The organism is Agromyces arachidis (assembly GCF_052805135.1).
Map to the genome: position 1 here is coordinate 14153 of NZ_JBRBDK010000009.1, position 12960 is coordinate 27112.

General features: G+C 74.3%; 13 protein-coding genes. 7 read left to right on the forward strand and 6 right to left on the reverse strand.

Annotation, left to right across the window (positions count from 1 at the left end; genetic code table 11):
* Nucleotides 1-28: 28 nt before the first annotated feature.
* A complete protein-coding gene (locus tag ACUY4T_RS12095) occupies nucleotides 29-730 on the forward strand; it encodes a VOC family protein (RefSeq protein WP_446019211.1) in 702 nt (233 codons plus the stop codon).
* Between the two features lie 111 nt (nucleotides 731-841).
* Here the strand turns inward: ACUY4T_RS12095 and ACUY4T_RS12100 are convergent, their stop codons facing one another.
* Nucleotides 842-1633, reverse strand: a complete 792-nt coding sequence (locus tag ACUY4T_RS12100; protein WP_446019212.1) for a hypothetical protein — start codon at nucleotides 1631-1633, stop codon at nucleotides 842-844.
* Between the two features lie 26 nt (nucleotides 1634-1659).
* Nucleotides 1660-2262, reverse strand: a complete 603-nt coding sequence (locus tag ACUY4T_RS12105; RefSeq protein ID WP_446019213.1) for a hypothetical protein — start codon at nucleotides 2260-2262, stop codon at nucleotides 1660-1662.
* Between the two features lie 152 nt (nucleotides 2263-2414).
* Between ACUY4T_RS12105 and ACUY4T_RS12110 the strand changes: the two genes are divergently transcribed.
* The 3 genes from ACUY4T_RS12110 to ACUY4T_RS12120 are packed head-to-tail and all read left to right on the forward strand — an operon-like array spanning nucleotide 2415 to nucleotide 6297.
* Entirely contained in the window at nucleotides 2415-3968 is a 1554-nt protein-coding gene (locus ACUY4T_RS12110) for a cytidylyltransferase domain-containing protein (protein WP_446019214.1), read from the forward strand.
* A 17-nt stretch (nucleotides 3969-3985) separates the two neighbouring features.
* Complete coding sequence (locus ACUY4T_RS12115; RefSeq protein ID WP_446019215.1) at nucleotides 3986-4858, forward strand: N-acetylneuraminate synthase family protein; 873 nt, start codon at nucleotides 3986-3988, stop codon at nucleotides 4856-4858.
* Nucleotides 4855-6297: a DUF6716 putative glycosyltransferase gene (locus ACUY4T_RS12120; RefSeq protein WP_446019216.1), complete on the forward strand. Its 1443-nt coding sequence runs from the start codon at nucleotides 4855-4857 to the stop codon at nucleotides 6295-6297. Before ACUY4T_RS12115 ends, ACUY4T_RS12120 begins: the two co-directional genes overlap by 4 nt.
* On the opposite strand, the gene ACUY4T_RS12125 is transcribed toward ACUY4T_RS12120, so the two are convergent.
* On the reverse strand, nucleotides 6298-6834 hold the full coding sequence (locus ACUY4T_RS12125; protein ID WP_446019217.1) for a gamma carbonic anhydrase family protein: 537 nt from the start codon (nucleotides 6832-6834) through the stop codon (nucleotides 6298-6300). It abuts the gene before it with no gap.
* Between the two features lie 31 nt (nucleotides 6835-6865).
* A complete protein-coding gene (locus ACUY4T_RS12130) occupies nucleotides 6866-8185 on the reverse strand; it encodes an APC family permease (protein WP_446019218.1) in 1320 nt (439 codons plus the stop codon).
* An 83-nt stretch (nucleotides 8186-8268) separates the two neighbouring features.
* On the opposite strand from ACUY4T_RS12130, the gene ACUY4T_RS12135 reads away from it, so the two are divergent.
* Nucleotides 8269-8769, forward strand: coding sequence for a YbaK/EbsC family protein (locus tag ACUY4T_RS12135; RefSeq protein WP_446019219.1), 501 nt, complete (start codon nucleotides 8269-8271; stop codon nucleotides 8767-8769).
* Nucleotides 8770-8781: 12 nt separating this feature from the next.
* Here ACUY4T_RS12135 and galK read toward each other — a convergent pair whose 3' ends face one another.
* Entirely contained in the window at nucleotides 8782-9942 is a 1161-nt protein-coding gene (galK, locus tag ACUY4T_RS12140; RefSeq protein WP_446019220.1) for a galactokinase, read from the reverse strand.
* A complete protein-coding gene (gene galT / locus ACUY4T_RS12145; protein WP_446019221.1) occupies nucleotides 9939-11087 on the reverse strand; it encodes a galactose-1-phosphate uridylyltransferase in 1149 nt (382 codons plus the stop codon). Before galT ends, galK begins: the two co-directional genes overlap by 4 nt.
* Nucleotides 11088-11169: 82 nt before the next feature.
* Between galT and ACUY4T_RS12150 the strand changes: the two genes are divergently transcribed.
* Entirely contained in the window at nucleotides 11170-12000 is an 831-nt protein-coding gene (locus ACUY4T_RS12150; RefSeq protein WP_446019222.1) for a DeoR/GlpR family DNA-binding transcription regulator, read from the forward strand.
* Between the two features lie 10 nt (nucleotides 12001-12010).
* Nucleotides 12011-12937 (forward strand): aldose 1-epimerase family protein, encoded by a 927-nt coding sequence (locus tag ACUY4T_RS12155; RefSeq protein WP_446019223.1) that lies wholly within the window; start codon nucleotides 12011-12013, stop codon nucleotides 12935-12937.
* Nucleotides 12938-12960 lie beyond the last annotated feature (23 nt).

A 12960-nucleotide genomic window follows, 5' to 3' on the forward strand; every position in this document is an offset into this window, starting at 1 on the left:
CGACGCGCGCCGGATAGACTCCGCGCCCATGGACATGCTCACCGGCGAGGCGATCGCCGCGGCTCGACTGGCCGATTGGCGGAAGCTGGCCCAGGGGCTCCACGCCCGATACCTGGTCGACGACTTCGCGACGGCTGCACGCTTCGTCACCGCGGTCGGCGAGGCCGGCGATGCGATCGGACACCATCCACGTGCGTCGATCGGCAGGGGCCACGTCGACCTCGAGTCGGTGAGCGACGACGCGATCTACCGCGACGACAGCGGCACCGAACACGTCGTCGAGTGGGTGACGCAGCAGGACCTCGACCTCGCGCGACGCGTCAGCGAGATCGCCGCCGCCCACGGACTCGTCGCCGACCCCGGCGCGGTCAGCGAGATCGAGCTCGGCCTCGACACGACGCGCCCGGGGACGATCGCCCCGGTGTGGGCCGCGCTCCTGACCGGCGACGCCGAGTCGCAGGGTCGGGGCTCGCCGAGCGATGAGGTCCGCGATGCGACGGGACGCGTGCCGAACCTCTGGTTCGGCGACGCCGACGCGGACGCATCGCCCCGCTTCCACCTCGAGATCTACGTGGCGCCCGAGACGGCCGACCGGCGGATCGCCGCCGCGCTCGCCGCGGGCGGCACCGTGGTCGACGACCGTGATGCTCCGGCCCTCACGGTGATCGCCGACCAGGAGGGCAATCGCGGCACGATCTGCGTCGACCGATCGGCCGCATCGCAGGACTGAACGGCGGCCTCGGACATCCGGGCCGCCGCGCGGGCGCCGCCGCGCGGGCGCCTCCGCGCGGGCGCCTCCGCGCGGGCGCCTCCGCGCGGGCGCCTCCGCGCGGGTCGAGCGTCAGCCGCAGCCCGGCCCGTCGGGCCGCGTGGTGCAGGGACCGGTGACGAGCACGGTGTCGAACTCGCCGACGAGCACGCGCTGTGGGACGCCCGGAACGGGGAGCGTGCCGTCGATCCAGCGCCAGGCGGAGCCGTCGAAGCGGTACTCCGCGACGTAGATCACGTCGAGGCGAGCGGTGTGCTCGCCCTTGGCGCGATAGACGTGGCTGGTCGGGGTCGCGGTGAACTCGCGCTGGCCGAGGTCGGCCCACGTCGCGCCGGGATCGGCGCTCGCGACGGTGGTCCCGTCGGAGTACTCCCAGCGGTAGCCGACCGGGTGGAATCGCACCTCGACCGGGCGGCCGAAGAGCGTTCCCGAGCGGGTCACGACCCCGGCCTCGGCGATCGCGTTCGCGGGCAGGTCGACGACCGCCCATCCCGAGGGCTCCGCGAGGAGTTCGTGCGGGGCCGGCTGGAACGTGGCGACATCGCGCAGGGTCACCGCGGGCTCGCCCGCGGGCGGCGGTTCGGGCTCTGCGCCCGTGAAGAAGCAGTCGACCGGATTCACGGGGCTGCACACGTCGCGCGGGGGAGCACTCGGGCGGGTCGTCTCGGTGCCGCCTGCGCCGATGCCGTCGGCGACGACGCTCGGGTCGGGGGCGATGCCGTCGGCGGGGTTGGTGTTGGTGCCGGGGCCGCTGACTTCTCCGATAATGCTGACAACATCCTCACCAACCTTGGGGGACAGTGAACCGCCGAAATCTGTGTCTGGCGGAGCCGATGACGAGAGCGAGCCTGGAAGCCCTGCCATCAGCATCGCGCTGAGCACAACTTCGACTAGCAGCCTTGCTCGTCCTTCCAACGCTCAGCTCCATCCACGATGAGCTTGCCGCTCAAGTCTTCGATAGTGGCGAATTCAACCCGCGTAGCTTGGATCAGGTCTCGGTCCGGAGGCGTTGCGTCCGTTCCGTCGGCTCGTATCAGACGGGTCCCAGAGATATCCCGACAGAAGATGACCGATACTCGGCCCGAGTTTCGCTCCTCAAGGCGAGGGTTGTAGTACACGTTCTCGCCAGCCATCCGAAGGCCCGAGTCGCGTAGGGCGGCGAATTCTCGCTGGACTGCATCGTTGAACTCCGCGCTGACGAACTCCGAGATCGCGTCCGCTCCGATGCCGCCAGAGTTTGCGACTTGGGCGGAAACCCGCGCGTATTCCTCGTACGCCTCGACCGCCGCCGCCAGTGCCTCCTCGTCCGACGCGAAGATCGGCTCGGCTCCGGTCGCCGGGGCGGGAGTCGCCGCCGCGGACGCATCGGCCTCGCGAGCCTCCGGCGACGAGCACGCGACGGCGCCGAGCGCGAGCAGGCACGAGGCCATCGCCAGCGCGGCGCTCGGGCGCGGCATCCGTCGCGGGGGCTTGGCGGGGAGGGCTTCGGGCATGGGCTCAACCGTAGCGACGGCGGCGAGCGGCAGGCCGACGTTATCCCCAGTACCCCGGACCGACGCGCGCGGCATCCGCTCGCTGCCTGACCGTCGCCGGCCGTTCACCCGGTGTGCACCGTCCGGACGGGCGGCGCCCATAGCTTCGCGGCATGAGCACCGACCTCAGCCAGGCGACCGCCGCCGGCGCGAGCGCGACGGGACCGGTCCGAGACGGCCGCGGCGCATCGGGGGAACGCGCCGCCGCCTCCGACCGGCGCGCCGCGACCGGCGGCGGATCGAGCCGGGAGGTCGCGACCGCCCTCGCGATCATCCCGGCGCGGGGCGGCTCGCAGGGGCTGCCCGGCAAGAACGTCGCCCGCGTCGGGGGAGTGCCGCTCGTCGCGCGAGCCGTGCACGCCGCGCTCGCGGCCGAGCGCATCGCCCGCGTCGTCGTCACCACCGACGACGCCGAGATCGCGGAGGTCGCGCGGGCGGCCGGCGCCGAGGTCGTCGAGCGGCCGGCCGACCTCGCCGGCGCCACCGCGTCGAGCGAATCGGCGCTCGTGCATGCGATCGAGGTGCTGTCGGGCCCCGACGCTCCGGCGCCGGCCGTCACCGTCTTCATCCAGGCGACCTCGCCGTTCATCGACCCCGCCGACCTCGACGCGGCGACCACCCGGGTCGAGGCGGGCGATCGCGACGTCGTGTTCGCCGCGACGCCGACGCACGGTTTCCTCTGGCGCGAGCGAGCGGATGACGCCGACGGGGCGAGCGCGGTCGGCGTCAACCACGACCCGTCCGACCGCCCGCGGCGGCAGGACCGCGAGCCCGAGTTCCTCGAGACGGGCGCGTTCTACGTGCTCCGCACCGACGGGTTCGCGCGGGCGCGCCACCGGTTCTTCGGTCGCGTCGGCATCCAGTCCGTGCACCCGGACACGGCGGTCGAGATCGACGACGCCGCCGACCTCGCTCGGGCCCGGATCCTCGCGCCCCGTATCGACCGCCGCCTCGCCGGATCCCTCGCGTCGGCGCAGGCAGCGCGCGTCGGCGCGGGCGCCGGCATCGCGTGGCCTGCCGATCCGCGGCATCCGTTCGTCGACGTCGACGCCGTCGTGACCGACTTCGACGGCGTCCACACCGACGACACGGCCGGACTCGACGAGCTCGGCCGCGAGTCCGTCCGCGTCTCGCGCGCCGACGGAGCGGGCGTGGCGCGGTTGCGCGACGCCGGCATCCCGGTGCTCATCCTGTCGGCCGAGGCCAACCCGGTCGTCAGCCGCCGGGCCGAGAAACTCGGGGTCGACTGCGTCCAGGGCCTCGCCGACAAGGGCAGCGCACTGCGCGAATGGGCCGCCGCACGCGGGATCCGCCTCGACCGCGTGGCGTACCTCGGCAACGATCGTGGCGACATCCCCGCGCTCGACCTCGTGGGGTGGCCGATCGCCGTGCCGGATGCCGCCCCCGATGCGCTCGAGCGCGCCCGCCACGTGCTGCAGCGCCACGGCGGCCACGGCGCGGTGCGCGAGCTGGCCGAGCTCGTGCTCGCCGCGCGCGATGCGCGCGCGGCCGCGGAGGGCCGTTCCGCGGCATCCGACCCCGACTGGCGCGGCGAGCGCGACGCGCACGACGCCGCCCGCGAGGCGCGCGCATTCGACCCCGCCCACCCGACCCGGCTGCAGCGCGAGGCGATCGCCGCCGCATCCGGCGAGGCATCCGCACCCTGAACGAGAGCGAGCACCACATGTCCGTGCGCATCGGCCACGCCGCCATCGGCGAGTACGAGCCCGTGTACGTCATCGCCGAGATCGGCCTCAACCACAACGGCGACGTGGACGTCGCCAAGCGCCTCATCGAGGTCGCCGCCGAGGCGGGCGCGCAGGCGGTGAAGTTCCAGAAGCGCACGCCCGACATCTCGACGCCCGAGCACATGAAGCTCACCCCGCGCGAGACGCCGTGGGGCACGATGACCTACCTCGAGTACCGCCACCGGGTCGAGTTCGGACGCGACGAGTACGCGGCGATCGCCGAGCACGCGTCGCTGCTCGGGCTCGACTGGTTCGCGTCGCCCTGGGACGCGCCGGCCGTGGCCGACCTCGAGTCCTACGGCGTCGTCGCGCACAAGATCGCATCGGCATCGGTGACCGACCTCGAGCTGCTCGAGGCGGTGCGCGACACCGGGAAGCCCGTCATCCTCTCGACGGGCATGTCGACGCTCGACGAGATCGACCGCGCCGTGACCGTGCTCGGCACCGAGCGGCTGGTCATCATGCACGCCACGTCGAGCTACCCGATGCCGGCCGACGAGGCGAACCTCCTCATGATCCCGGCCCTGAAGCGGCGGTACCCGGGCGTGCCGGTCGGCTACTCGGGTCACGAGCGCGGGCTGCAGGTCTCGGTCGCCGCGGTCGCGCTCGGCGCGGTCGCCGTCGAGCGGCACATCACCCTCGACCGGACGATGTGGGGCTCCGACCACTCGGCGTCGCTCGAGCCGCAGGGCCTCGAGCACCTCGTGCGCGACATCCGCATCATCGGCGACGCCATGGGCGACGGCGTGAAGCGCGTCTACCCGGGCGAGGAGGCGCCGAAGGCGAAGCTCCGCCGGGTGATGGCGTGACGGATGCCGCGGCGCGCGCCGTGCACTCGCCCGACCCGCAGGCGCGACGGCTGCTCATCGTCGCCGACTCCGACTCGTACGTGAAGTGGGGCGCCGCGCTCGCGTCGACGCTGCCCGCGGAATGGACGGCGCAGCTGGTGGTCATCGCCTCGCCCGTGCAGCCGAGCGCGCGCCAGCTGGCCGACGCGCTGGCGGGCACGGCGTTCACGACGGATGTCGTGCGCGTGCGGCATCTCGACGAGCTGGAGGCCGAGCTCGACGACCTCGACCCGCACGCCGTGCTGCTCTCGCTGCGCGGGCCGTTCGTCCGGGTCGTCGCCCCGCGGCTCAACGCGCGCCGCAACCGGCCGGTGCTCGTCAGCGGCTTCCCCGGGCTCACCATCCCGGCGGTGCCGAAGGCCGTGATCTACCGCGAGCAGACCGACCTGATCGTGCTGCACAGCCGGCGCGAGGTCCGCGACTTCGACGCCAACGCGTGGGCGCTCGGCATCGACCGCATGTTCGGGCTCGCGACCCTGCCCTTCCTGGCATCCGGCGCGAGCGCGGGCGACCGTGCGGATGCCGCGGCATCCGCACCCACCGACGTGGTGTTCGCGGCCCAGGCCAAGGTGCCGGCGGAACGCGCCGACCGGCTGCGGCTGCTCGGGGCGCTCGCCGAGCTCGCCCGTCGCCGCCCCGACCGGCGCGTGGTCGTGAAGGTCCGGGCCCGCGACGGCGAGGCGCAGACCCACGCCGAGGAGCACGACTACGCCGACCTGCTCGCCGAGCTCGACGAGGCGCCCCGGAACCTGGTCGTCGCCAACGGTCCGATGGCCGCCCACCTCGGGCGCGCGGGCGCGCTCGTGACGGTGAGCTCGACCGCCGCGCTGGAGGCGATCGCGCTCGGCCTGCCCGTGCTGCTCGTCGACGACTTCGGCGTGACGCCCGCGATGATCAACACGGTGTTCGAGGGTGCGGGCCTGTTCGGGTCGACGGCCGACCTCGTCGGGGGGCGCTTCCGGCACGCCGAGCCCTCGTGGCTCGCCGACAACTACTTCCACGAGCCCGCCGCCGACGACTGGCTCCGGCGCCTCACCTCGCTGGTCGAAGCCCGGGAGATCATCGAGCTGCCGGCCCTCGAGCGCCGGTACGACCTCTCGGGCGGCCCACTGCGCGCGGCGTTCGAGCGCCGCCGCATGCTCGGAGCGTTCGACCGCACGCGCACGGGAGCCATCGCGTGGGCGTTGGGCGTGCCGGTCCGCGGGGTCGTGCGTCGGGTCCGCCGGGCGAGGCGGCTGGCGCGCCGATGGCTCGAGCCGGGCGGTGCGGACGGCTTCGTCGCCGCATCGACGGCCGCGGGCGCGACGGCCGCCGTCGACCCGGGTCCGCGCGATCCGCGCGCGTCTGCGGCATCCGTCGGCTCGACGGTCGAACCCGTCGGCGCCGGCGCGCCGGACTGATCAGTCGACCGGCGCCGAATGGCGGTCGACGTGGTCGAGGTACGCCTCCGCATTGCGGCGGATGCCCGCCCGCTCCTCGGCCGTCAGTTCGCGGCGCACCTTGCCGGGCACGCCCGCAACGAGCGACCCGGGCGGCACGACGGTGCCCTCGAGCACGACGGCGCCGGCGGCGACGAGCGAGCCCGCGCCGATCACCGCGCCGTTCAGCACGGTGGCACCCATGCCGATCAGGCAGTCGTCCTCGACCGTGCAGCCGTGCAGCACCGCGCGGTGTCCGACCGAGACGCCCGCCCCGATGGTCACCGGGAAGCCGGCGTCGACGTGGCACACCACCCCGTCCTGCAGGTTCGAGCGCTCGCCGAGGGTGATCGGCTCGGCTTCGGCGCGCAGCACCGCGTTGTACCAGACGCTTGAGCGGGCGGCCAGACGCACCTGCCCCACGACCACGGCCCCGAGTGCGACGAACGCGGTCTCGTCGAGCTCGGGCGCGGGCACGTCGGCGATGGTCAGGATCCGGGCGGACGGGTCGGCGGTCATGCGCCCAGCCTAGGGCCGACCGCCGGCGGCGTCAGGTGCGGCGGCGGGCCAGGGCGAGGCGGATGCCGCGGACCCCGGCGCCGACGGCGAACACCGCGACGCCCGCCACCAGCGACACCGGCGGAAGGGTGGCCACGAGCACGACGCAGCCGATCGCGCCCGTCCAGGACAGCCAGCGAGGCACGAGCCGCTCAGCGGCGGGCTGGGTGAGCGCCGCCCAGTTCGCGACGAGGTAGTACAGCAGGACCCCGAACGACGAGAACCCGATCGCCCCGCGGAGGTCGCCGACGAGCACGAGCAGGACCACGGCGGCGCCCACGACGAGCTCGGCGACGTGCGGCACCCCGAACCGCGGGTGCACGCGGGCGAGCGGATGCGGCAGCTCGCCGTCCCGCGCCATCGCGAGGCCCGTGCGTCCGACCCCGGCCACGAGCGCGAGCAGCGAGCCGAGCGCGGCGACGCCTGCCGCGACCCGCACGACGGGCTCGGCCCACAGCCATCCCGCGACGGCGACCACGTCGACGAGCGGTGCGGCGGAGGCCGCGAGGCGTTCCGGCCCCAGCGCACCGAGCGCCGCGGCGCCCACGGCCGCGTACACGACCGCGACGATCGCGAATGCGATGCCGATCGCCCGGGGGATGGTGCGACGCGGATCCCGGACCTCCTCGCCGAGGGTCGCGATGCGCGCGTACCCGGCGAAGGCGAAGAAGACCAGGGCGGCGGCCTGCAGCACGCCGTACGGCCCGGCGCCGTCGATCGCACCGTCGGTCGACCGCAGCACCTCGCCGGCGGATGCCGCGCCCTGCCCCCAGCCCGCCCCGACTGCCGTCGCGAGCCCAGCCGCGACCACCGCGGCGAGCACGACGACGACCGCGCTCACGATCACCAGGGCGACCCGCGCCGTGCGCGTCACGCCGAGCACGTTGACGCCCACGATCACGACGACGGCGGCGACGGCCGCCGGCTTCTGCCACGGCGTCGGCACGAGGTACGCGGCGGCCGTCATCGCCATCGCCGCGCAGCTGGCGGTCTTGCCGACCACGAAGCCCCATCCGGCGAGGTAGCCGGGCCACTCGCCGAGTCGTTCGCGACCGAACCGGTACGCGCCGCCGGCCTCCGGGTAGCGCACCGCGAGCTGCGCGGTGGACCCGGCGTTCGCGAACGCGACGAACGCGGCGACCGCGAGGCCGGCGAGTAGCCAGCCGCCCGCGGCCTGCGCGGCGGGCGCCCACACCGCGAACACGCCCGCCCCGATCATCGCGGCGAGGCCGATCGCGACGGCGTCCCGCAGGCCGAGACGGCGCGCCAGACGCGGGTGTCTGGGCCCGTGCTCGGGAGCGGAGGCGGTCACGCCTCGAACCCTACGGCAGCCCGGTGAAGCGCAGGTGCTGCGGGGGTGGCGGATGCCGCGGCATCCGCTCGTAGGATCGACGCATGACCGCCGAGCCGAGCGCCCCCACGCACGCCGCCGTCGACCGCGTCACCGCCGCCCTCGAGGCGCAGGGCGTGGAGCCTCGCGTCGTCTGGTTCGGCGACGCCGTGACGACCGCGCAGCTGGCCGCCGACGCGCTCGGCGTGGCGGTGGGGCAGATCGCGAACTCGCTCGTCTTCACGCTCGACGACGAGCCGATCCTCGTGCTCACCTCGGGCGCGCACCGCGTCGACACCGAGTGGCTCGGCGCCGAGCTCGGCGGAACGATCCGCCGAGCGTCGAAGGAGGTCGTGAAGGCGGCGACCGGGCAGGTCATCGGCGGGGTCGCCCCCGTCGGACACCCGTCGCCCGTGCGCACGTTCGTCGACGTCGACCTCGCGTCGTTCGACGAGGTGTGGGCGGCGGCCGGGCACGCCAGGACCGTGTTCCCGACGACGTTCGACGAACTCGTCCGCATCACGGGCGGCACGCCCACGCCCGTCGAGCCTGCGTCGGCGGGCTGACGCGGCTCCGGGCTACGCGTCGCGGCGCGCGCCCTGGGCCGCGTGCACGGTGAACGTCGCGGGCTCCCGGAAGCCGCGCTCGGCGAAGGCCGCGCGCACGCGCTCGGCGATCGTCGCCACCAGGTCGTCGGAGACCAGCGCGATCGCCGCGCCGCCGAAGCCGCCGCCGGTCATCCGCGCGCCGACGGCGCCCGACGCCTGCGCGGTCTCGACGGCGAGGTCGAGCTCGGGCACCGAGATCTCGAAGTCGTCGCGCATCGACGCGTGCGACGCGTCGAGGAGCGGCCCGATGGCGCCCGGCCCCTGCTCGCGCAGCGTGCGCACCGTGTCGAGCACGCGCTGGTTCTCGGTGACCACGTGGCGCACGCGACGGAACGTCTCGTCGTCGAGCAGCTCCTCGGCCCGGGTCAGGTCGTCGACATCGAGCCATCGGAGCGACTCGACGCCGAGCGCCTGCGCGCCCGCCTCGCACGACGCACGACGTGCCGCGTAGCCGCCGGTAGCGTGCGAGTGGCTCACCCTCGTGTCGACGACCAGCAGCGACAGCCCGGCCTCGGCGAACCCGAGCGGGATGACGTCGGCGTCGAGGCTGCGGCAGTCGAGGAACACGCCCGCGTCGGCCTCGCCGAGCAGCGACGCGGACTGGTCCATGATCCCGGTCGGGGCGCCCACCACGCGGTTCTCCGCCAGCCGGCCGACCTTCGCCAGCGTCGGACGGTCGAGGCCGAGCGCCCAGTGCTCGTCGAGGGCGAGCGCGACGGCGCACTCGATCGCCGCCGACGACGACAGGCCGGCCCCGACCGGCACGTCGGAGTCGATGTGGAGGTCGACGCCGCGCGCGTGGGCGAGGTCGGCCCCGAACTCGCCGAAGGCCCAGATCACGCCGAGCGGGTACGCCGCCCATCCCGAGACGGCGTCCGGCGAGAGGTCGTCGAGGTGCACCTCGACCACCTCGGGCGAGAACGTCGAGGCGACCCGCACGAGCCGGTCTTCGCGATCGCCGACGGCGACGGTCGTGCGACGGTCGATCGCGAACGGGAAGACGAACCCGTCGTTGTAGTCGGTGTGCTCGCCGATGAGGTTGACGCGCCCCGGTGCCGACCAGACGCCGACCGGGCGCCGGCCGTACTGCTCGGCGAAGAGGTGCTCGGCGGATGCCACGGCGTCGGTCACGGTTCGACTCCTTCGATCGCGTCGCGCAGGGCCCGCGCCTGCGCCTCGGGTGGCACGTCGCCGATCCAGGCGCCCATGGCCGCCTCGGACCCGGCGAGGTACTTGAGCCGGTCGGCGGCGCGCCGGGGGCTCGTGAGCTGCATGGTGAGCCGCACGTCGTCGCGGTGCTCGTGCACGGGCGCCTGGTGCCAGGCGGCGATGTACGGCGTCGGCGTCTCGTAGAGCCGGTCGACGCCGCGCAGCAGGCGAAGGTAGAGGGTCGCGAGCTCGGCGCGCTCCGCCTCGTCGGTCGCGGCGAGGTCGGGCACCTGGCGGTGCGGCATGAGGTGCACCTCGAGGGGCCAGCGCGCGGCGAACGGCACGAAGGCGGTCCAGTGCTCGCCGGCCAGCAGGACGCGGTCGCCGTCGCGCTCGCGGTCGAGGATGTCGGCCTGGAGGGTGGGCCCGTACGCGTCGATGGAGGCGATCAGCCGCTCGGTGCGCGGGGTGACGTACGGGTAGGCGTAGATCTGCCCGTGCGGGTGGGGGAGGGTGACGCCGATGTCGCGGCCGCGGTTCTCGAACGGGAACACCTGCTGCACGCCCGGCAGCGCGGAGAGGGCGGCGGTGCGATGCGCCCACGCCTCGATGACGGTGCGTGCGCGGGAGGCGGTCTGCGTGCCGAACGACCCCTCGTGCTCGGGGCTGAAGCACACGACCTCGCAGCGCCCGTGCGAGGGGTGCGTGCGGTCGAGCCCGACGGTGCGGAGGTCGGCGAGCGCGCCGGCGGCGTCGTCGGTCGACGCCCAGCCGGGCAGGTCGGGCCCGAACGAGGGCGACCGGTTCTCGAACACGGCGACGTCGTACGTGCTCGGGATCTCGGAGGGGTTGGCCTCGCTCTGGGGCGCGAGCGGGTCGGCCTCGGCGGGCGGCAGGAACGCCCGGTTCTGGCGCGCGGCCGCGATCGAGATCCAGTCGCCGGTGAGCGGGTCCTGGCGCATCTCGGCGGTCGCGGGCCGCGGGTCGAGGGTCCGCGCGTCGACGGCGCGGTCGGAGCCGAGCACGGTGTCGGCGTCGTCGAAGTAGATCAGTTCGCGACCGTCGGCGAGGGTCGTGCGCCGCACCGCGATGCGGGGGTCCAGGATGCCGGGTTCCGTCTGCTGCACGTCGTCACGCTACGCGATCTTCGTTTGAGAAACAAGGGTGTTTCGTATTGCAAAGTTGTGTTGACGTCGCGAGGATGGACGCATGGAGCCCGATCGCCCGCCCCGCGACGCCGCGCGACGCCGCACGCTCGCCGCCGACCTCGTCATGGAGCGCGGCTTCGTGCGCGTGATCGAGCTCAGCGAGTCGTTCGGCGTCACGCCCGTCACCGCGCGCGCCGACCTCGACGTGCTCGAGCGCGAGGGCCGGGTCCGGCGGGTGCACGGGGGCGCGGTGCCGCCCGGCGCGGGGCCGGACGAGCCGCGTCCCGAACGCGAACCCACCTTCGAGGAGGCGCTCGAGGCGTCGGTGGTGCCGAAGCGGCTGATCGGGCAGCGCGCCGCCGCGCTCGTCCGCAGCGGCCAGAGCGTCATCCTCGACGTCGGCACCACCACGCTCCAGGTGGCGAAGGCGCTGCGTGCGCGCGCCGACCTCGACGACCTGACGATCTTCACCAACGGGCTCTCGATCGCCCTCGAGCTCGAGCCCGAGATCCCGCGCTTCACGGTGGTCGTCACCGGTGGCACGCTGCGGCCGCGACAGCACTCGCTCGTCCATCCGCTCGCCGGCTCGGTGCTCGACGAGGTGCACGTCGACCTCGCGATCATCGGCTGCAACGGCGTCGACGCCCGGCACGGCGTCACCAACGCCAACCTGCCCGAAGCCGCCGTCAAGTCGCTCATGCTGCAGCGCGCGCAGCGCGCGATCGCGGTCGCCGACGCCTCCAAGCTCGGCGAGGCGCACCTCGGCCGGGTCGCCCCGGTCGACGCGTTCGACGCGCTGGTGACGGATGCCGCGGCCCCGGCCGTCCTCCTGGGCGAGCTCCGGGACGCCGGGCTCGACGTGCTCGTCGCCGCGGAGGCCGACCGGTCATAGGGTGGAGGGCATGACCCTGCCGACGGGCGACCAGTTCGAACTCGAGACGACCACCTCCACCGGCGACGTCCGCGCGACCGTCACGGCCGTCGCCGCGGGGCTGCGCACCCTCACGATCAACGGCATCGACCTCGTGCCGGGCTTCGCCGAGGACGAGACGCCGCCATCGGGCGCGGGCATCGTGCTCGTGCCGTGGCCGAACCGCATCCGCGACGCCCGCTGGGCGCACGACGGGACGACCCGCCAGCTCGCGATCACCGAGCCGGCGCGGGGCAACGCGATCCACGGACTGCTCCGGTACACGGAGTACCGACCCGTCGAGCAGGCCCGCGACTCGGTGACGCTGGCCGCGACGATCCACCCGCAGATGGGCTACCCGTTCACGGTTCGCACGGCGGTCCGGTACGAGCTCGTCTCCGACGGGCTGAAGGTCACCCACTTCCTCGAGAACCTCGGCGGCGACGCGGCGCCCGTGGCCGTGGGCGCGCACCCGTTCCTGAAGATCGGCGGCGTCCCCACCGAGGACCTGGTGCTGCGACTCGACGCCGAGAGCCACATCGAGGTCGACGACCGGCTCCTGCCCACCGGCGAGGTGCACGTCGGCGGCACGGAGTGGGACTTCCGCGAGGGGCGGCGCGTGGGCGACGTGAAGCTCGACGACGCCTTCGGCGAACTGGCCTCGGTCGACGGCACGGTGGAGCACACGCTCACGGCGCCCGACGGCCGATCGGTCTCGGTCTGGGCCGACGACGAGTTCGCTTACGTGCAGGTGTTCACGACCGACGGGTACCCGGGCGAGTCCACCGCGGTGGCCATCGAGCCGATGACCGCGCCCGCTGACGCGTTCAACTCCGGCAGGGGCGTGCGCTGGCTCGACCCGGGCGAGCAGTGGGAGGTCAGCTGGGGCATCCGGTTCGCCGGCTTCACCGCCGAGTGAGCCGGCGCGTCCGCCGCTGACGA

Excerpts from the sequence above, each read along its gene's own strand:
- ACUY4T_RS12115 (WP_446019215.1), top strand. The coding sequence starts at position 3,986 with ATGTCCGTGCGCATCGGCCACGCCGCCATCGGCGAGTACGAGCCCGTG.
- ACUY4T_RS12125 (WP_446019217.1), bottom strand. The coding sequence starts at position 6,834 with ATGACCGCCGACCCGTCCGCCCGGATCCTGACCATCGCCGACGTGCCC.
- ACUY4T_RS12100 (WP_446019212.1), bottom strand. The coding sequence starts at position 1,633 with ATGGCAGGGCTTCCAGGCTCGCTCTCGTCATCGGCTCCGCCAGACACA.
- ACUY4T_RS12155 (WP_446019223.1), top strand. The coding sequence starts at position 12,011 with ATGACCCTGCCGACGGGCGACCAGTTCGAACTCGAGACGACCACCTCC.
- ACUY4T_RS12095 (WP_446019211.1), top strand. The coding sequence starts at position 29 with ATGGACATGCTCACCGGCGAGGCGATCGCCGCGGCTCGACTGGCCGAT.
- ACUY4T_RS12135 (WP_446019219.1), top strand. The coding sequence starts at position 8,269 with ATGACCGCCGAGCCGAGCGCCCCCACGCACGCCGCCGTCGACCGCGTC.
- ACUY4T_RS12110 (WP_446019214.1), top strand. The coding sequence starts at position 2,415 with ATGAGCACCGACCTCAGCCAGGCGACCGCCGCCGGCGCGAGCGCGACG.
- ACUY4T_RS12105 (WP_446019213.1), bottom strand. The coding sequence starts at position 2,262 with ATGCCCGAAGCCCTCCCCGCCAAGCCCCCGCGACGGATGCCGCGCCCG.
- ACUY4T_RS12150 (WP_446019222.1), top strand. The coding sequence starts at position 11,170 with ATGGAGCCCGATCGCCCGCCCCGCGACGCCGCGCGACGCCGCACGCTC.